We start from the raw sequence: 18488 nt of genomic DNA, 5'->3' as shown, positions 1-18488 counted from the left end.
GTCGGGTCGGGTCGTAAAGTCATGGTGCCCTCTCCTGGAAAGGACAGGAAATCCACCTGCGTCGTTCACAAGACCACCGCAGTCCCTGGGCGGCCGCGCGCCTGTAGGCGCTGCGGGCGAGCAGCGCCGGAAAACGGCCACGCTTGCCGGCGGCCCCGCCATACCAGCGAGTCTAGGACACTCCTATCACCTTCGCCTGCCTGCCCAGGCCGAAGGTAGCCCCCCCAAATTCGCACGCCCGCTGCCTTTTCCGACATGGCCGCTTCGGGTCGTCAGTTGCCAAACTTTTGCATCAGCGTTACCTAAACTTTTCCATCCGGCCAAGAGCGGTCATTCAGAGCGGAATGATATAATGCCCACTTCCGGATGGCTTGAAGCGTAAAACCAGTTCGACAAAATGGGATTATTATGAATTTATCATCAGCGCCGGCCAAAATGCCTGGTTTATACATATCATACAGTTATTAGACTTGTTTTTAACGCCATCCATTAATGTTTTATTATAACTAAAATCGTAAATAAACTTCGGGTCATCCGAATTAATCTTAAGGCCAAGAAACCCATACCAAAGTAAAAGCTGGAAAATCTTTTTTGTAGCCTCTCCCGGCTCAGAACCTTCAGCAATTAAACCCAAAACATCAGATTCATTTAGTTCTGATTCACACCCAATAAATGAATAAAGAACATTTTCAGACTCAGGAGCAATATCTCTCAATTCGTAACCGATATCCCTTAGAAGATCCGATGCGTATGCCGATAGCCCTTTTTCAATATCAGACTCTGATATAATCTCATGATTTAAGTTGATGGCGAAACTTTTACAGTGATTGATCAAGTTTAATAAAAACCGAGGCCTCATTAACGACCTTTCAATAAAATACTGAGATGACTCCTCTCCTTTATAGTGACTTACAATGATTTTCAGCCAAGCTTCGACAAACTCAGTATCCTCGCCCAACCCATTGGCAATAATTCTCAATCTAACCAACTCTCTTAGTAGATCAGGATCCGTCCAATCCAACAAAACACTCGCTTCTTTCCCTCTATCAGCCGTTTCTTTTACTAGGAGCTCATATACATCATTTCTTAGGAAAACCGCTGTCTTTATATCAAGATCTTTTTTTCCAAATACTCTTTCAATTTTCCTTACCGCATCAATTAAAGCCCGAATTATTAATAGATCATTATGCTCCAGCCCTGAGGTAGGCCATCCATTATCGATATTATCAAACAAAAGCCATAGCGTGCCTTTGTGCTCCATGTACTTCAGCAACTCTTGTCGCAAAGCCTTTACATCATGCTTATATAGTAACTGCGTAAGATCAGAGGATGAAAGGCTGACCCTTTCTTTTCCAGAATGAATCGACTCATACTCAGAATATACTTTTTCCATAAGCTGCGACATGCGCTCAGAAAAATCACCATCTGAATCATAATCGTCGACGTTATATATATTTGCTAGGGCTCGATAACCATCATAAAGAAAATGATCATGAATATGCCTCTTCTTGTCTTTCTCCAAAATTTTGTAACAAATCTCAAGAAGTAAAACGTATTCCCAGAAGGCTGTTATCGTATGCAAATAGGTCCCTTCCTCTAGGAACTTAAGAATCCTCTCCTTAAATTTTATCAGCTTATAGCCATCAGGCTTTAAATCTAAAACTATATTTTTGCTTCGGTTTCTATCTCTCTCAATATCTCTTATTTGTAGAAAAATCGCAGACTTTCCAGAACCTTTTCTTCCAATAACAAGATGGGCTTCCCCTCGCAACGCTTTAAGATATTGATCAGTCTCCAAATAATATGCGTTCAAGTCTCGCATTTCATTTTCCGCGGAAGATGATCCCAAGTTTAATTTCTTGAGGAAAGATCGCTCAGGTAGTTTTTGCTCTTCCACTTTCTCTTGAAATGCTCTAGCGACATCACTAGCAAAGTCAGCTATATGGTCATTCACATCATCGGGATGATAAGTTACATTAACAAAATCCCTGTAGTCTAGGGGAACAGGTTCGTCACCGTTTTGCAGTATTCGAAATGCCTTCCCCATACCCTCAGACAATCCTGCTATAAATGCGGCGCGCATATTATGAATAGCATTACCAGATGAGTTTTTTGATAAGAGGGGAACTACGATTCCATAGGAAGATGCAACTTGATTTATCGCATCATATGCCGAAAGACGTGGCTGTTCATTTGGGTCAAAATTTCGGAAAATATAGCCAGATTTTTTTATACGGGAAACTATTCGACCGGACCAATCGGTTTTATATGGCGTCTCTAACAAATAAACTGGTGCTTGCCGGTTGATTCGAGATGAAACCTCTAAAGGTGCTTTTTTAGAAGCCTCTACAATAAAACATTTTAGTTCTTGTGAGTTCTGATATTCGCGATACCCAAGAGTATCGAATATACCAATTTTGTCCGCCATCAACTCTTGGCTTTCGATACTTTTATTCTTAGTCAGCAAGACTCTCTTTGACTTTCCGATCGCGTAGCCAATCTCATAAGTCACATTAAAGTTCAACTTAGTTATATCTGCGACAAGAAAATCTGCTTCATCTATCCCTCTTAACACTTCAGTTGAAATAAAATGGCCAATTATGTCTAGTTGCACCCATGTATTGATTCGAATGTGTGACTGAGACCGATTATACTCATCAACCGCCTTTTCTATACTTTGCCCTATCTCATTTGGCTGTGATGGGTACGCATAAAATCCAGTCAGCTCACTCATCTCAATTTATCCTTTTAGTTCTGAAATTTTCCATCTATCTTGGTTTGCATAGCAGGCACTAGACTGCATGCGCAATATTTCACTTGAATGAGTATAAATTCTAAATAATGTTATATTTCATGCCACGCCTACCAATCTCTTGAAACTTATAATGATTACAAACACCCCAGCAGCATAACACCAACCATCGTGCATACTGCCCATCACCGATAAACGAGACTGCTGCTCTAGCGGGCATGGCCGCTTTGGATCGAAACCGGTCATTCAACTTCGTCACCATAGAATGCCAACTTCCCAGCAAGCGTCTCCATCCCCTCAACCGGCTGCCGATAACACCACGCCACATCCTTGTGCTCGCCAAACGAGAAATACGAGGCATCGCCCTTGAAGGGGCAGTGGGTCACGGTCTCGGAGGGTGTCAGCAGGTCCATGCGCACATCGTCGTGGGGGAGGTACTGCCTCGGCGGGTAGCCGCGCTCGCGGAGCTCGATGGCGCGGGTGGTATCGGCGAGCAGGGTGCCGTCGATGACGACCCGCACCCGGCGTGAATGCGGATGCAGCGTGATGCGCGCCGCGGGGGCATCAGTCATGGTGGTTCCCTGTATGTTTTTTCTAATGTTTCAAGCAGGGTAGCAGCCAGCCTCTCCGCCGCCGATGGCCAATCGCTTACATCGAAGGTCTCGGTGGAGGTTGTGCGGGAGAACCGCGGCCTTGCGAGGCCCCCCGGCCGGTATGCCACCCTGAAGGCACTGCCCTCTCGGCCCGAGGACAGGCTATCTTCAAGGTTCCATGAACCGGAAAACGGAAAGGAGCGCCCCATGAGCAACAGGGAAGCCTACGAACAGAAGCTGCGCGCCAAGCTCGATGAGCTGCAGGCCGAGGTGGACAAGCTGAAGGCCCGCGCCCGTAGCGCCGAGGCCGATGCACAGATCGACCGGGAGGAGGAGATCGACCGGCTCGAGGCGCGGCGCGAGGAGATGCGCAAGAAGCTCGAGGAGCTGCGCCACTCCAGCGACGAGGCCTGGGACGACATCCGGGCCGGCGCGGAGCGCGCCTGGGGGTCGCTGAGCGACGCCATCGAGAAGGCGCGCTCGCGCTTCAAGTGACCGAGCAGGCGCCTCGATGCACAAGCCCCCTGCCCGTGACACCCGGGCCGATGCCTTCGGCACGGTCCGGCTGACGTCCCTGGGTGGCCGCGACGTCCTCTTCGTGATGGCGGCCGAGGCCGAATACGGCCCGCATCTCGAGGCGCGGTTCGCCCCCTTCATGACCGGCGTCGGCCCCGTCGAGGCGGCGGTCGAGCTCACGGCGGCACTTTCCGCCCTCGCCCGGCACCAGCGCCTGCCGCACCTCGTGGTGTCGCTGGGGTCGGCCGGCAGCCGGGTTCTGGAACAGACCGAGATCTACCAGGCGACCTCCGTCACCTACCGCGACATGGACGCCACCCCACTGGGCTTCGCCCGAGGCGCCACGCCCTTTCTCGACCTGCCGGCGACCGTACCGCTGCCCCTGCGCATTCCCGGCATCCGGGAGGCCTCACTCTCGACCGGTGCCAATGTCGTCTCGGGCTCGGCCTATGACGCCATCGCCGCCGACATGGTGGACATGGAGAGCTATGCCTGCCTGCGTGCCTGCATGCGCTTCGCGATGCCGCTCGTCGTGCTGCGCGGCATCTCGGACGGCAGGACGGAACTGCGCCACATCGACGACTGGACGGAGACGCTCCATGTCATCGACGAGAAGCTGGCCGCCGCCGTCGACCGCCTCGGCGAGGCCATCGCCGCAGGCCAGGTGACGCCCTGAGGCGTCGAGCCGTCAGGCCGGTGGAAAGCGTTCGGCGCGACGGCTGGCGATGGCCTTGCCCAGCCTCGGCGAAGGTGCCATCGTCACCCCTCCCTTCCCTGCCTGACGACAAGGAGCGAGCACCGTGTACATCGCCATGAACCGTTTCCGGGTCAATCCCGAGAGAACACAGGAGTTCGAGCAGATCTGGCTGGAGCGGGAAACGCATCTGCAGGGCCTGCCCGGCTTCGTCGAGTTCCACATGCTGCGCGGCCCCGAGAAGGAGGACCACGTGCTCTACGCCTCCCACACGATCTGGCGCTCCCGCGAGGACTTCGAGGCCTGGACGCACTCCGAGGCCTTCCGCAAGGCGCACGCCAATGCCGGCCAGAGCAAGCGCGAGGGGCTCTACCTGGGCCCGCCGAGCTTCGAGGGCTTCGAGGTCATCCAGACCGTCAGCGACGCAGACAATGCCTGAACCCACCGAGGCCTCCATGAGAAAGATCCTGCTCATCGACAACGGCTCCCTGCGCCCCCAGGCCACCCTCAACCTGCGCCGCCTGGCGCGGGCCCTGAGCCGGACCACCGGCCACGAGGTCGAGGCCACCTCCCTGCTGCACTCCTACAAGATCCCCGCGGAGGAGCTGGAGGGCCAGAAGGCCGTCTCGCTGGGGCCGCTCGCCGAGCAGCTGGCGGCAGGGGGCGCGACCGAGCTGGTGATCCTGCCCTTCTTCTTCGGCCCCAGCCAGGCGCTGACCCGTTACCTCCCCGAGCGGCTGGCCGAAGTACAGGCCCGTTACCCCAGGCTGGCCATCAAGGTGGCGCTGCCGCTGGTCGACACCCTGGCGCCGCTGGACCTGCGCCTGGCGCAGCTGCTGGCCGACAACGTGCGCGAGCGGATGGAGGGCCTCTCGCCGCCGAAGGTGGTGCTGGTCGATCACGGCAGCCCGATTCCCGAGGTCACGGCGGTGCGCAACTACCTGGCCGGCCAGCTCAGCGTGCTGCTCGGCGACGAGGCCAGCTGCGTCACCTTCGCCTCCATGGAGCGCCGCGAGGGTGAGGCCTACCGCTTCAACGAGCCGCTGCTGGTCGACCTGCTGGCCTCGCCGGCCATGGCCGGGAGCGAGGTGATACTCGCCATGCTGTTCCTCTCGCCGGGGCGCCACGCCGGGGAAGGCGGCGACATCGCGGAGATCTGCGAGCGGGCGATGGCGAACTCGCCCGGCCTGCGCGTCACCACCACGCGCCTGGCGGGAGAGCATGATGGCATCCTGGAGGTGCTCACGACCCGCCTCTCCGAGGGCCTGGTCGGCTCGCCGCTGCTGCTCTCGCTGCCGGCGAGCGCGTGACCCGGGCGCTGACAACAGCGCTGTCCCACTACCACTCAGGGTTTCCCGATACGTCGCCACTACATCACCGCAGGCACTCGATGGACTCGGGGAGCGGACCACACCTGACCGCCGGACCGGCGGCCTTGCAAGGCGTGGGGCGTTCAACGATGATCCTGTCTCTGCCGACTTTCCTCTTGTCCCCGGGCTACTCATCGAGGCTCCATGCTACTACTGGCTGCATTCGCCATTCTCTCCATCGGCGTGTCCTTCATCTGCTCGCTGCTCGAAGCGGCACTGCTCTCCATGACGCCGAGCTATGTCGCCCAGCTGCGCGACACGCGGCCGGCGCTCCATGAAAGGCTGACCCGCCTGAAGCAGAACATCGACCAGCCTCTTGCCGCCATCCTGACCCTGAACACCATTGCCCATACGGTGGGGGCCACCGGAGTCGGGGCCCAGGTGACAGTGGTCTTCGGCGAGGCCTGGCTCGGCATCGCCTCGGCGGTGATGACCCTGCTGATCCTCTTCTTGTCGGAGATCATTCCCAAGACGATCGGGGCAACCTACTGGCGGCCCCTCTCCTCGGTGATGGCCACCACGCTCGACGGCATGATCTGGATCCTGAAGCCCTTCATCTGGATGTCCGAACGCATCACCAGGCGCATCGGCAAGGGTGCACACGACACGGACATGCGGGGCGAGATCAAGGCCCTGGCGCAGATCGGCCTCGAGGAGAAAGCGCTGGAGGCCGACGAGGCACGGGTCATCACCAACATCCTCAACCTGCACGACATCAAGGTGAAGAGCGTGATGACGCCGCGCACCGTGGCGCTGACGGTGAAGCCGCAGATGACGGTGGACGAGTTCGACGAGGCCCTGGGCCGCTCCCCCTTCACCCGTTTTCCGGTGATGGACGGTGGCGAGCAGGCGCTGGGTTATGTCCACAAGGCCGACACCTACCATGCGGAGGGGGACGCGGACCTCAAGTCGCTGATGCATCCTGTCAAGTCGTTGTCGGCCGACGACAACGTCGAGCAGGTCTTCACGATGATGGTCCTGGACCGACAGCACCTCTGCGTGGTGTATGACGACCTCGGCACCTGGGTCGGGCTTATCACCCTGGAAGACGTGATCGAGACCATCCTGGGACAGGACATCGTCGACGAGACCGACAACGTGGCCAACCTTCGCAAGTATGCCCGGCAGCGCTGGACCAAGACGCTCAAGAAGGAGCGAGGCTGAGGCTCGGCGACGCTCGTCCCGGGCCGGTGCGAGCCTCGGCCCGGGCTACGCAACGCGCTTGCCTTCTCCCGGCAGCGCCTATAGTGACCCTTGAACGGGGCACGTGATTGCGCAGTGCCCCACCGCCATTGCCGTGAGAGTTCGCCATGTCACGCCTCCCTCCCCTGATCGCCCTCTCCTATTTCGAGGTGGCCGCGCGCACCAGGAGTTTCGCCGCGGCCGCCAAGGAGCTCAACGTCACGCCAGCGGCGATCAGTCACCAGATCAAGTCGCTCGAGGAGTATCTCGGGGTCGACCTGTTCGTCCGCCACCACCGACGGGTCAGCCTGACCCCGGCCGCGCGCGTGGCCCTGCCGGAGCTGCATGAGGGGTTTGATGCCCTGGGGCGTGCGGTGGACAAGATCCGTGCCTATGGCGAGGAGCGCCTGATCGTCACCGTGTGCGCCGAGCCCCTGTTCGCCACCAAGTGGATCGTTCCACGCCTGCATCGCTTCTACGCCCGCTGCCCGGACGCCGAAGTGCGGCTGCAGGCGAGCCTTCATACGGTAGACCGCCACCGTGACAGCGACTTCGGGGTGGCCGATCTCAAGCGCGCGGGCATCGACGTTTCCGTGCGACTGGGCTACGGCAACTACGCGGACCTGGCGCCCCAGCAACTGATGAGCCTGGACCTGGTGCCCATCGGCGCACCGGAACTGGCCGCCACCGTGGAGGGCGTCGAGGCACTGCGCGGCGTGCCGTTGCTGTGTGACAGCACCCTCACCCGCATCAGCGAGCCCTACGGCTGGAAGGAGTGGTTCAGGCAGCAGGGATGTGACAGCGGAACGCTACGGGAGCTGCGATTCGGCAACGGGCTGCTGGCGCTGGAGGCGGCCATCGCCGGCCAGGGGGTGCTGCTCGGCAGTCGGGAGCTCCACCAGGCGGAGCTGAGTGCCGGAAAGCTGACGGTGCTGGCCGATTCTCCCCTGAACTCCGACCAGGCGTACTACGTGGTGAGTGCAGGCGAAGGCCTGGAACGGCCGATCGCCGGGCAGTTTCGCGAATGGTTGCTGGAGGAAGCCAACATCCCCTCACGCGGTCCAGCCGGTGACGCCGCTCAGGTCTAGGGCACGTTAGTCGGGCAGCGTCCCGGTGTCGGTCTCGAGGTCCATCACGCTAGAGCGACAAGGCTTCCGGGGATTCGGGGTTGAGCGCCTTCGGGTCGTCGCGCCCCGGGTACCAGGGCACGCGGCCCTCGAGCACCCCCGTCGCCTCGATGATCTCCGCCACACTGTGCTCCTGGCGGTAGGCCATGATGTGCGCGCCGCTGACGCCCGGAATCTCGCGGATCTCGTTAAGCAGGTCCATGCAGAGCCGCTTGCCCTCCTCCTTCTGGTTCTTGGCCCCCTCGAGGCGAGCGATCACCGCGTCGGGGATATGCACCCCGGGGACATTCTCGCGGATCCAGCGGGCGCTGCGTGCCGACGCCAGGGGCCCGATCCCGGGCAGGATGAAGACGCGGTCGGGGCCTTCCAGCAGGCCGAGGTCGTTCACCTTGAGCATGAAGTCGCGCAACCGCTCGATATCGAAGCAGTACTGGGTCTGGATGAACTGGGCACCGGCCGCCACCTTCTTGGCCAGGCGAAGCGGCCGCCAGTCCAGCGGCGGCACGAAGGGATTCTCGGCCGCACCGAGGAAGATCCGCGGGGGCGTCTCGATGCGCCGCCCGCTCTCGAAGCGCTGCTCGTCGCGCATGTTGCGGGCGACCTGCAGCAGCGAGATGGAGTCGAGGTCGAATACCGGCTTGGCCTGGGGATGGTCGCCGGCCTGCACGCCGTCACCGGTCAGGCACAGCAGGTTGCAGGCGCCCATGGCCGCGCCACCGAGGATCTCGCCCTGCATGGCGATGCGGTTACGGTCACGGCACGAGATCTGCAGGATGGTGGCGTAGCCGACCCGGGTCAGCAGCGAGCAGACCCCGGCGCTGGACATGTGGCAGTTGGCGCCGGAGCCATCCGTCGCGTTGATGGCATCGACATAGCCATCGAAGATGGCCGCCCGCTTGAGCACCTCGGCCGGGTCGGCAGAGTCCGGCGGGTCGATCTCGCTGGTGATGGCAAACTTGCCCGCCCGCAGCACCCGCTCCAGTCGCCCGGGGGAGACGTGGCCGGGCAGGATCGGCAGTGAGTAGCCCGGAACGGGCTCGTCATCGAACTTCATCTTGTTGTCTCTCTGTTGGCGGCTGAAGAGGAGCTGGCGTCCTGCTGGCGAACCACGCGAAGCCAGGACGAGCTGCCCGTGAGGCGATGGTCCACCGGCAACTGGACCGCGTGGATGAGATCGCCCTGTTTCATCTGACGACTTCCTTCCCAGGCATCGACCCAGACACACATCATCTCTGGCTTCACCTCGCAATGCCCATCGGCACGCACTCCACCACAGGGGCCGTTGCGCAGTGTCTTGGGGCAGTTCATGGGACAGGACATGCCGGTGGCAGAGAGAATGCACTGACCGCACATCTGGCAATCGAAAAGCGCCCCCTTGGCGGCCTTTTCCACCCTCCTCACCGGCGCCTCGACACGCTCGTGACCCAGTCGCCGCCACACGGGGGCGAGCTTGACCAGCACCGGCTCGAAACGCCGGTAGATCATCTCGAAGACTCTGGCATGGCGAACCACCCAGCGACGCACCCTGTACATGATATGTTCCTTCTTTCGCCGGAGGCACTGCCCCCACTCCGCCAGCGATGCTGCGTCAACGCCTCATCCTCGCCCAGTTCAGGCTGACGGGCCGGTCTCGAGCTGCTTGCGCAACTGGAACTTCTGGATCTTCCCCGTGGGGGTGGTCGGCAAGGGGCCAAAGATCACCTTCTTGGGCGCCTTGAAGCGGCTGATGTTCTCCCTGCAGAAGCTGATCAGCGCGTCTTCGCTCAGCTCGCTGCCCGGGCGCAACTGGACGAAGGCCGCGGGGACTTCGCCCCACTTGGCATCCGCCATCGCCACGACCGCCGCGAGTTCGACCTCTTCATGCCGCTGGAGGATCTCCTCCACCTCCATCGAGGAGATGTTTTCCCCGCCCGAGATGATCACGTCCTTCAGTCGGTCGCGAATCTTGATGTAGCCATCCGATTCCACCACACCCAGGTCACCGGAGTGAAACCAGCCGCCGGCAAAGGCTTCGCTGGTCGCGGCCTCGTTACGCAGATACCCCTTCATGACGATATTGCCCCGGAACATGATCTCGCCCACCGTCTCGCCGTCGGCGGGAACGGGCTCCAGCGTGGCCGGGTCGAGTACCGCGATGCCCTCCTGCAGGGGATAGGTGACCCCCTGGCGTCCATTGAGCCGAACCCGCTCCTCCAGGGGGCGCTGGTCCCAGCCATCCTGCTTGGTGCACACCGAGGCGGGGCCATAGGTCTCGGTGAGCCCGTAGACGTGGGTGAGCTCGACACCGAGCTTCTCCATGCGCTCCAGCACCGACGCCGGCGGCGCCGCACCGGCGATCAGCCCCGACACCTTGTGGTCGATCGCTGCCTGCTCGGCACCGGCAGCATCGGCGATCATCGAGTGGACGATGGGCGCACCGCAGTAGTGGCTGACGCGATGCTGCCTGATCAGGCGCAGGATCTCCTGCGGGTCGACCCGGCGAAGGCAGACGCTGGTCCCGCCGATCGCCGCCAGCGTCCACGGGAAGCACCAGCCGTTGCAGTGAAACATCGGCAGGGTCCAGAGGTAGACCACGCGGGACGGCAAGGTCCAGGAGAGCACGTTGCTGACCGCATTCAGATAGGCGCCCCGATGGTGGGTGACGACCCCCTTGGGGTTGCCAGTGGTGCCGGAGGTGTACCCCAGCGCGATCGCATCCCACTCGTCGACCGGCAGCTGCCAGTCCTCCCGCGCCGGCTGCTCAGCCAGCAGCGCCTCGTACTCCAGGTCGCCGATCAGGCGCTCTTCGCCCTGGCTCGGGTCGGAGACGTTGATCACCCTGGGCGCCGGCCCTTCCAGGCGGGCCAGGGCCTTCTCGACCACGTCCACGTACTCGGGGTCCACCAGCAGCAGGCGCGAGCGGCTATGTTCGAGGATGAAGGCCACCGCCTCCGGGTCCAGGCGAATGTTGATCGCATTCAACACCGCGCCCACCATGGGAACCCCGAAGTGGGCCTCGTACATGGCCGGGACATTCGGCAACATGACGGCCACCGTATCGCCCCTGTCGATGCCGAACTGTTTCAACAGGGAGGCCAGTCGACAACAGCGGTCGTAGGTCTGCTGCCAGCTGTAACGTGTCTCGTTGTAGATCAGCGCCGTCCTGTCAGGATAAACGGCAGCCGCCCGCTTGATGAAGCTCAAGGGTGAAAGCGGTACATGATTTGCCGCCGTTTTCTCGAGAGCATCATTGAACTGGCAGACATCACTCATGGTGTAACCCCTGTTATTGTAAGGGAGGGTTCAAGACTCGGCGTTTCACCGGCCATGCCACTCTCGAATCCGCGGCCTGATCGGCATCAGGGTTTTCTGTCATGCAGCGGCGCTAGCGGCCTGGCTGCTCCCAGACGGGTTTACGCTTGGCGAGAAAGGCATCGATCCCCTCGCCGGCGTCAGGGCTCAGCATGTTCTCGGCCATCACATCACCGGCAAAGTCGTAGGCATCCTCCAGGGCCATCTGACGCTGGTGGTGGAACATGGACTTTCCGAAACGCACCGCCGCAGGGCTCTTGCCCAGGATCTGTGCCACCTTGTCGTCAACGGCCGCGTCCAGATCGGCATCGTCGGCGACGCCACTCAACAGCCCCCACTCCAGTGCCGTCTCCGCATCGATGAAGTGGCCTGATACCAGCATGTCGAACGCCCGCTTGGGGGGGATGTTGCGTGACAGCGCCACGGCGGGGGTCGAGCAGAACAGGCCAACGTTGATGCCCGATACCGCGAAGCTGGCCGATCGGGCGGCGATGGCCAGGTCACAGCTGGCCACCAGCTGGCACCCCGCTGCCGTGGCCATGCCCTGAACGTTGGCGATGACCGGCACCGGCAGCGCGACGATACTCTGCATCACTCGGCTGCAGCGACGGAACAGCGCCTGATAATAGGAGTGATCAGGATTGGCACGCATCTCCCGCAGGTCGTGACCGGCGCAAAAGCCCCGTCCCCTGGCACCGATCACCACACAGCGAACGGCAGGGTCGGCGGCAATCGCGTCCAGCTCCCGCTGCAACTCGGCCAGCATCGCCTCGGAAAGGGTGTTGAACTTGTCCGGCCGATTCAACGTGAGGGTGACAGCCCCGTCCCTATCCTCTCTGAGCAGGATACTTTCCGAAGTTTGGCTGTTATGCATATTTGACTCCCGCCAGGAATGGCTGACTAGCTATGGTTGATCGACACCTCGGCGGTGATCGAATTACGGATGAAACAGTTACGATGGGCGCCGGCGTGGATCCTGGATATCGCGTCCTGATTCGGTATGTTATCGCCGCCGAAGGCGATGCGCGGTGACAGCACAATACGCGTCACCTCCATCCCTTTCTTGTCGTTGCGCTCCAGATGGCCGACGGGATCGTCGTGATAGGATTCGACCTGATACCCCTGGAACTCGGCGATCGCCAGAAAGAACAGCATATGACAGCTGGACACCGCGCTGACCAGCATCTGTTCCGGGTCGGCGCAGCTTGAATCGCCCTTGAATTCAGCCGACGCGGAAACATTGACCTGCTGGCCACCATTCAGCGAAACCTGGTGGTTGCGCGAATAGGTGTTGGCATCGGCTTCGTGAGGGCTGCGCTGCCAACGGATGGCGGACTGGTGGACTGACATGGATAGGCTTCCTTCTCTGCGAATCTCTGCGAATCCTATGCGATCCAGGAAACGCCCGGAAAGCGACGATTCCTAAGCAGTTGGATTAGCCTGGCTAACGTGAGGCCTGGCAGCCTCCGGAGGAAGGATCCAGGCATAACACCATCCCCCACCAAGGGCGGCCTCGGCCCGACGCTCCGTCACCCATGGGTTAGCAAAAATAACCCAAACACTGAGAATCTCTCGCTTTACCGCCCGAAAGGCCGCGGATAGCCTGCCCCTGTCATGGATCATTCAGCCGGGGCTCATTCAGCCAGGGCTGAAGTCGATCTCGCCCCCCTAAACCACCACGTCACGCCTTGAACAACAAGACACCCGCTACGATGAGGCGCCAGATGAGCGAACCTGCCATGAAGACCATGAATGTTGAATACGCCATCATCGGCGCCGGCACCGCCGGGCTGGGCGCCTACTCGAGGATCAGCCGCAAGACCGACAGCCTGGTGATGATCCAGGACGGCCCCTACGGCACCACCTGTGCACGAGTCGGCTGCATGCCCAGCAAGCTGATGATCACCGCTGCCGATTACGCGCACCACTTGAACTCCAGCGAGTTTTTCGGGGTGACGGCGACGGGTCGCGTGGATGGCCGCAAGGTCTTCGAACGGTTGCGCCGGGAGCGAGATAATCGCTTCGTCGCCAACAACCTCCGCTACGTCGACAAGATTCCGGCCCATTACAAGCTTGAGGGGCGCGCCCGGTTTATCGGGCCGGGCCGCCTCAGGGTGGGTGACTCGGTCGAGGTCACTGCGAAGAAGTTCATCCTCGCCTGTGGCTCCAGGCCGGCGGTCAGCGAGGTGTTCGAGCCCGTCATGGCTCGCGTGCTCACCAGCGACACGGTCTTCGAGCTGGAGGACCTGCCCCGCTCGATCGCCGTGATCGGTACGGGCGTGATTGCCCTGGAACTGGGGCAGGCACTCCATCGGCTGGGCGTCGAGACGACCATCTACGGCCGCTCCGGAAGGATCAACGCCCTCACTCATCCGGACCTGCAGCAGCAAGCGCTCGACCTCTTCAGCACCGAGCTGGATATCTACCCCGTCGGCCAGGTGGTGAGCACCCGGGAAGACGCCGAAGGCGCCTGGATCGAGTTTGAGCAACCAAACGGAGAGCGGGTCACCAGGGTGTTCGACAGGGTACTGGTGGCCACGGGGAGGATCCCCAACGTGGACCGGTTGGGTATGGAGCATACGGGCGTGGAAGTCAGCGAGGCGGGCGCGGTGACATTCGACCCGCAGACGATGCGCTGCTCGGACCTTCCTATCTTTATCGCCGGCGATGTGACCGACCACCTGCCGCTGTGGCACGAGGCCTTCGATGAAGGGCGTATTGCCGCCGATAATGCCTTGAACTACCCGAACCCGGTGCCTGCACAGCGTAGACCGCCGCTGATGGTGGCCTTCACCGATCCGCAGATCGCCACGATCGGCCAGAGCTTCCGACAACTCGAGGGTCAGGAGATCGTCATTGGCGACCTGCCGTTTACCAGTCCTCGCCATGTGGTCTGGAACAAGGTCGAAGGGCGCATCCAGGTCTACCTGGACGCGAAAACCGGTGTGATACTGGGCGCCGAGCTGCTTGGGTACAAGGCGGAACACCTGGCGCACCTGCTAGCCCTGGCCATCACGCACGGCATGACGGCAGAGCAGGTCCTGGCGATGCCGGTCTACCATCCCAGCGCCGAAGAGCTGTTGCGCGACGTCTTGATCAACGCTCGGGACAAGTGCAGGCGCTACGTCGCCGAAAGCATGAGCCATTGACCCGACTCCTTCATGGTGGCGTGGAATACGCAGCATCTCGATCAGTCCATGTGTCTACCGTAACGGGGTCAATGTCATCGATACGATCTAGACTGTGAACTCAGGCCAGATCCATATGCAACGACGACGGCCCCGCCTGCGGCAATCAAACAGAGGCTGAGTGCACATGAGGAAAGTGACTCTTGATGCTGCCGACATGCGCATCCTGTCCGCCGTGCAGCAGCACGGGCAGCTCAGCAAGGCCAGACTGTCAGAGCTGGTCAATCTTTCCCCGACGCCGTGCTGGATTCGTTTCAACCGATTGAAGGAAGCTGGCCTGATACGTGGGTATCATGCGGACATCTCGCTGGAAAAGATCGTGGATGTCTCGAAAGTCATCGTGACCGTTTCACTGAAGGGGCATCAAAAATCGGCTTTCGAGCGCTTCGAGGCCTATATCCGCCAGGTGGACGAGATCGTCGAATGCATAGCGACGGGTGGCGGCATGGACTACGTCTTGAAAGTCGTCGCCCCCAGCCTTTCCGCCTTTCAGCAGGTAATGGATAAGCTTCTTTCAGAGGAGTTGGGGATCGAACGCTACATGACCTACATCGCCACCCGAGACATCAAATCGGCTCACCCCAAACTTGCCTGCTTGATGGCCGAATCTGGAAACTGAGCCGGGTAGCGGTCACCGGCTCATTCGTGCCTGGGCACCGGCCCAATCCCAGGACCGCCGTCATGGGTTGACGGCGGGCTTCTCAGCTTCCTCCTCGGCGGGCTCCAGCGGCTCGCCCTCATCGTTCTGGAGCTGGTGATCGTAGGCCGCCTGGAGGCCTGAGTCCTCTTCCTCGTCCTCCTCGGCCTGGGCGATGTGGCCCGGGTAGAAGGGCGACAGGATCGCCACCAGGATGCCGAGCGCGGCGAACATGGCAAAGGCATCGGCGTAGCCGAAGATATCCACCAGCCCACCAACGACAGGCGAGCCGGACGCCTGACCCAGCGATACCGCCATGAAGGGCAGTACCGGCCCCACCGACAGCCGGCCCGGCAACAGGCGGATACCGGTCATGAGGTAGAGCCCCGTCAGGCTCATGTAGGCCAGGCCGAAGACCAGTGCAGAGAAGGCCGCCAGCCATGACTGACTGGGGCTGGCGGCAAGCAGCGCCAGGCTCGCGGCCAGCATCATCAGCATCAGGGCCTGCGTGATGGGTGGGTTGTTGCGATCGGCCAGGTCGGCCACCACTGCCCCGCCGAGGCCGGCGATGCCCACCGAGAGCCAGAGCCATCCGGTGGCGCCGGGCGGCAGGCCGCCGAGGGTGACCACCAGGTCAGGCGCGAAGATCCAGTACGCGGAGGAGATGAAGCCCATCAGGAAGGCAAACAGCGAGAGCCTGACAAGGCGTGACCAGGGCAGTTCGCTGAGCGGTGGCGGTGGCGCGGCGTTCCCCGGCGTGATCCGCGACACCGAGGGCAGGAAGAGCCAGGCGGCAACGACGCCGATGCCTGCCAGGATGGCGAAGGAGAGGTACGCCAGCCGCCAGGCGCCGGCCAGGAACAGCACCGTCGGTACGGCCACGATCACGCCGATGCTGGTCCCCGCGTTCATGACCGAGCTGACGCGCCCGTGCATCGAGCGCTTAACCATCGCCTGCATGGCGGCCGTGAGCGCCGGCATCATCAGGCCCGTGCAGATGCCGCATGCGAACACCCCCATGCCCAGCATCAGCGCGTCGCTGGCCTGGCTGATCAGCGCCAGGCCACCGACGCCGAACGTCCCGGAGAGCATCGCCGTGTTGCGGGCCCCGAGATAAGCGGTGATTAACGGGGCGATCGCCGTGGCCAACAGGAAACTGATTAGCGGCAGCGCGCCGATGATGCCGATCACGTACGGCGTGAGTCCCAGTTCGTCCCGGATAGGGGGCACGAAAAGCCCGAAAGCGAAGCGCGCGAGCCCGTAACTGATCGCGACTAGCGCTGCGCCAAAGATCGCAAACCCTGTGCTCGATAGCGTCTTCATGGTGCCTCCACGCGACAGGCAACGACGATTCCGGCCCAAGCCGGTGCCAGACGCTCACCTTGGCGCGGGATGGCCCCGCGTTGATGCTCGATATCACGCTTTCCCTTGATCACCATGCATCCCCCACATCCTCGATTCATGGAATAACCGCCTCCCCCCGGCGCAGCCGGTAGAGGCGGGAGCGTCAGCGTCGTTCCACCTCGGCCCTACCACAGAGGTGAAGCAGGGCCCTACTGCCAGTTGCCCCAACCCCAACGGTATCAGACTCCCCCCTGCGTTGACTTCGCCATGAGCCAACGACGGATCACCAGCAGGGGCAGGGGTAAAGCCCACGCCCAGCGACGACAAGGCCCTGCACGGGCAAGCCGGACCAAATGGACTGCGCTACGTAAAAAACTGGTCTGTTCGGATCCAATTCACAGTGATTTTAGGCCGCTTCACACCGCCATGTGAGCCTATATTGAGCTGTGCCAAATCAGCCAGTTCGCGCTGCCCCTTGAACTTTATATCAGGAAAGGTAACTACAATGACAAATCTTACGTCAGCCAACATAGAAAAAGCCGATGACTTCGGGTTCGGAACACAGATCCGGAAGTCTCCCTACTTTGACGCAACAGTCCGCTGGGGGGCAAAGGGTTTTTCAGTATACAACCACATGTATATCCCGCGTGACTTCGGGGATCCGGAACAGAATTTCTGGAACCTCGTGAATGAGGCCATCCTTTGTGACGTTGCCAGCGAGCGGCAGGTGGAAATCACCGGTCCGGATGCGGCGAAATTCGTGCAGAGCCTGACCCCGCGTGATCTCTCGGAAATGGCCGTTGGTCAGTGCAAGTATATCCTCATCACCAATGCGGACGGTGGCATCCTTAACGACCCGATCCTGCTACGGCTCGCAGAGAATCACTTCTGGATCTCTCTGGCTGACAGCGACATCCTCCTGTGGGCGCAAGGTGTTGCGATTCATGCCGGGCTCGATGTCAGCATCCGCGAACCCGACGTTTCGCCGCTGCAACTCCAGGGCCCGAACTCGGGAGAGGTGATGAAGAGTCTCTTCGGCGAGAGCATCATGGACCTGCGCTACTACTGGTTGCGCGAGATCGAGCTTGATGGCATCCCGCTGATTGTCTCGCGCACGGGCTGGTCGAGCGAGCTGGGCTATGAACTTTACCTGCGTGACGGTACGCGAGGTGACGAACTCTGGGAAAAGATCATGGCCGCAGGTGCGCCCTTCGGGTTGAAGCCTGGTCATACCTCCACGATTCGCCGCATCGAAGGTGGGATGCTCTCCTATCACGCTGACGCGGACAGCAACACCAATCCCTACGAACTCGGGATGGACCGTCTGGTGAACCCGGACATGGAGGCAGAGTTTATCGGCAAGGCCGCGTTGCAGCGCATCCGTAAGAATGGCGTGAGTCGCAAGCAGGTCGGGCTGCGTATCGATATGGCGCCCCTCAAGAGACCCAACACCAGGTACTGGCCACTCAGCAAGGATGGCGAGACCGTCGGAAAGGTGACCTCTGCGGTCTACTCCCCGCGCCTTGAGCAGAACATTGCGCTGGCCATGGTAGCCGCTGAACATGCAGCACCCGGCACTAAACTGGAAATTCCAACCGCCTCCGGCCCCGTGAAGGCTGTTGTGGTCGAAAAGCCCTTCTTCGACCCCAAGAAGAAGATCGCCACATCCGCTTGAAAAGCCGGTCTAGCGGTTGACTTGAAAACCCCCTGCATCCGTGAGTGCCATGAAACCTTGTAATACCAACCTCTTCGCCAGGAAAGTATTTACCTGGCAAGGCGAGAAGCTTCTTGTTG

General features: G+C 60.5%; 17 protein-coding genes. 9 read left to right on the top strand and 8 right to left on the bottom strand.

Features of this window, described 5'->3' with window-relative positions:
* Positions 1-406: 406 nt before the first annotated feature.
* Both DFP85_RS16350 and DFP85_RS16345 read right to left on the bottom strand, forming a co-directional pair.
* Entirely contained in the window at positions 407-2734 is a 2328-nt protein-coding gene (locus tag DFP85_RS16350) for a P-loop ATPase, Sll1717 family (protein ID WP_133637498.1), read from the bottom strand.
* 260 nt (positions 2735-2994) lie between these two features.
* The gene (locus DFP85_RS16345) at positions 2995-3324 is read right to left on the bottom strand and encodes a DUF427 domain-containing protein (protein WP_133637497.1); all 330 of its coding nucleotides are present in this window, start codon (positions 3322-3324) and stop codon (positions 2995-2997) included.
* A 228-nt stretch (positions 3325-3552) separates the two neighbouring features.
* Between DFP85_RS16345 and DFP85_RS16340 the strand changes: the two genes are divergently transcribed.
* From DFP85_RS16340 to DFP85_RS16315, 6 genes are all read left to right on the top strand, one after another.
* Positions 3553-3840 (top strand): sll1863 family stress response protein, encoded by a 288-nt coding sequence (locus tag DFP85_RS16340; RefSeq protein ID WP_133637496.1) that lies wholly within the window; start codon positions 3553-3555, stop codon positions 3838-3840.
* Positions 3841-3856: 16 nt separating this feature from the next.
* Complete coding sequence (locus tag DFP85_RS16335; protein ID WP_133637495.1) at positions 3857-4537, top strand: 5'-methylthioadenosine/S-adenosylhomocysteine nucleosidase; 681 nt, start codon at positions 3857-3859, stop codon at positions 4535-4537.
* A 124-nt stretch (positions 4538-4661) separates the two neighbouring features.
* Positions 4662-4994, top strand: coding sequence for a heme-degrading protein HmuQ (gene hmuQ, locus DFP85_RS16330; RefSeq protein ID WP_133637494.1), 333 nt, complete (start codon positions 4662-4664; stop codon positions 4992-4994).
* Positions 4995-5010: 16 nt separating this feature from the next.
* On the top strand, positions 5011-5865 hold the full coding sequence (locus tag DFP85_RS16325) for a sirohydrochlorin chelatase (protein WP_133637493.1): 855 nt from the start codon (positions 5011-5013) through the stop codon (positions 5863-5865).
* A gap of 204 nt (positions 5866-6069) precedes the next feature.
* On the top strand, positions 6070-7089 hold the full coding sequence (locus DFP85_RS16320) for a CNNM domain-containing protein (RefSeq protein ID WP_133637492.1): 1020 nt from the start codon (positions 6070-6072) through the stop codon (positions 7087-7089).
* 146 nt (positions 7090-7235) lie between these two features.
* Complete coding sequence (locus DFP85_RS16315; protein ID WP_133637491.1) at positions 7236-8195, top strand: LysR family transcriptional regulator; 960 nt, start codon at positions 7236-7238, stop codon at positions 8193-8195.
* Between the two features lie 49 nt (positions 8196-8244).
* Here DFP85_RS16315 and DFP85_RS16310 read toward each other — a convergent pair whose 3' ends face one another.
* From DFP85_RS16310 to DFP85_RS16290, 5 genes are all read right to left on the bottom strand, one after another.
* Positions 8245-9288 (bottom strand): methylenetetrahydrofolate reductase, encoded by a 1044-nt coding sequence (locus DFP85_RS16310; RefSeq protein ID WP_133637490.1) that lies wholly within the window; start codon positions 9286-9288, stop codon positions 8245-8247.
* Complete coding sequence (locus tag DFP85_RS16305; protein WP_133637489.1) at positions 9285-9767, bottom strand: methylenetetrahydrofolate reductase C-terminal domain-containing protein; 483 nt, start codon at positions 9765-9767, stop codon at positions 9285-9287. The genes DFP85_RS16310 and DFP85_RS16305 overlap by 4 nt, the downstream gene beginning before the upstream one ends.
* Positions 9768-9845: 78 nt before the next feature.
* Positions 9846-11486, bottom strand: a complete 1641-nt coding sequence (locus DFP85_RS16300) for an acyl-CoA synthetase (protein ID WP_133637488.1) — start codon at positions 11484-11486, stop codon at positions 9846-9848.
* Between the two features lie 112 nt (positions 11487-11598).
* Positions 11599-12399 (bottom strand): enoyl-CoA hydratase, encoded by an 801-nt coding sequence (locus DFP85_RS16295; protein WP_133637487.1) that lies wholly within the window; start codon positions 12397-12399, stop codon positions 11599-11601.
* Positions 12400-12425: 26 nt separating this feature from the next.
* On the bottom strand, positions 12426-12875 hold the full coding sequence (locus DFP85_RS16290; RefSeq protein ID WP_133637486.1) for an OsmC family protein: 450 nt from the start codon (positions 12873-12875) through the stop codon (positions 12426-12428).
* A 374-nt stretch (positions 12876-13249) separates the two neighbouring features.
* Between DFP85_RS16290 and DFP85_RS16285 the strand changes: the two genes are divergently transcribed.
* Both DFP85_RS16285 and DFP85_RS16280 read left to right on the top strand, forming a co-directional pair.
* Positions 13250-14674 carry a dihydrolipoyl dehydrogenase gene (locus tag DFP85_RS16285; protein ID WP_166644654.1) on the top strand — a complete coding sequence of 475 codons (1425 nt, stop codon included), beginning with the start codon at positions 13250-13252 and terminating at the stop codon, positions 14672-14674.
* Between the two features lie 166 nt (positions 14675-14840).
* Positions 14841-15332, top strand: coding sequence for an Lrp/AsnC family transcriptional regulator (locus DFP85_RS16280; protein ID WP_133637484.1), 492 nt, complete (start codon positions 14841-14843; stop codon positions 15330-15332).
* A 60-nt stretch (positions 15333-15392) separates the two neighbouring features.
* Here DFP85_RS16280 and DFP85_RS16275 read toward each other — a convergent pair whose 3' ends face one another.
* Positions 15393-16673 (bottom strand): MFS transporter, encoded by a 1281-nt coding sequence (locus DFP85_RS16275; protein ID WP_133637483.1) that lies wholly within the window; start codon positions 16671-16673, stop codon positions 15393-15395.
* Between the two features lie 526 nt (positions 16674-17199).
* On the opposite strand from DFP85_RS16275, the gene DFP85_RS16270 reads away from it, so the two are divergent.
* Positions 17200-18369, top strand: coding sequence for a glycine cleavage T C-terminal barrel domain-containing protein (locus tag DFP85_RS16270; protein ID WP_208108534.1), 1170 nt, complete (start codon positions 17200-17202; stop codon positions 18367-18369).
* Positions 18370-18488 lie beyond the last annotated feature (119 nt).

The sequence above is a fragment of the Halomonas ventosae genome (genome assembly GCF_004363555.1).
Taxonomy (GTDB): Bacteria; Pseudomonadota; Gammaproteobacteria; order Pseudomonadales; family Halomonadaceae; genus Halomonas; species Halomonas ventosae.
This window is presented reverse-complemented; position numbering and strand designations above follow the sequence as displayed.

Coding starts and splice junctions, on each gene's coding strand:
- DFP85_RS16350 (WP_133637498.1), bottom strand. CDS start 2,734: ATGAGTGAGCTGACTGGATTTTATGCGTACCCATCACAGCCAAATGAG.
- DFP85_RS16345 (WP_133637497.1), bottom strand. CDS start 3,324: ATGACTGATGCCCCCGCGGCGCGCATCACGCTGCATCCGCATTCACGC.
- DFP85_RS16340 (WP_133637496.1), top strand. CDS start 3,553: ATGAGCAACAGGGAAGCCTACGAACAGAAGCTGCGCGCCAAGCTCGAT.
- DFP85_RS16335 (WP_133637495.1), top strand. CDS start 3,857: ATGCACAAGCCCCCTGCCCGTGACACCCGGGCCGATGCCTTCGGCACG.
- DFP85_RS16325 (WP_133637493.1), top strand. CDS start 5,011: ATGAGAAAGATCCTGCTCATCGACAACGGCTCCCTGCGCCCCCAGGCC.
- DFP85_RS16320 (WP_133637492.1), top strand. CDS start 6,070: ATGCTACTACTGGCTGCATTCGCCATTCTCTCCATCGGCGTGTCCTTC.
- DFP85_RS16315 (WP_133637491.1), top strand. CDS start 7,236: ATGTCACGCCTCCCTCCCCTGATCGCCCTCTCCTATTTCGAGGTGGCC.
- DFP85_RS16310 (WP_133637490.1), bottom strand. CDS start 9,288: ATGAAGTTCGATGACGAGCCCGTTCCGGGCTACTCACTGCCGATCCTG.
- DFP85_RS16305 (WP_133637489.1), bottom strand. CDS start 9,767: ATGTACAGGGTGCGTCGCTGGGTGGTTCGCCATGCCAGAGTCTTCGAG.
- DFP85_RS16300 (WP_133637488.1), bottom strand. CDS start 11,486: ATGAGTGATGTCTGCCAGTTCAATGATGCTCTCGAGAAAACGGCGGCA.
- DFP85_RS16295 (WP_133637487.1), bottom strand. CDS start 12,399: ATGCATAACAGCCAAACTTCGGAAAGTATCCTGCTCAGAGAGGATAGG.
- DFP85_RS16290 (WP_133637486.1), bottom strand. CDS start 12,875: ATGTCAGTCCACCAGTCCGCCATCCGTTGGCAGCGCAGCCCTCACGAA.
- DFP85_RS16285 (WP_166644654.1), top strand. CDS start 13,250: ATGAGCGAACCTGCCATGAAGACCATGAATGTTGAATACGCCATCATC.
- DFP85_RS16280 (WP_133637484.1), top strand. CDS start 14,841: ATGAGGAAAGTGACTCTTGATGCTGCCGACATGCGCATCCTGTCCGCC.
- DFP85_RS16275 (WP_133637483.1), bottom strand. CDS start 16,673: ATGAAGACGCTATCGAGCACAGGGTTTGCGATCTTTGGCGCAGCGCTA.
- DFP85_RS16270 (WP_208108534.1), top strand. CDS start 17,200: ATGACAAATCTTACGTCAGCCAACATAGAAAAAGCCGATGACTTCGGG.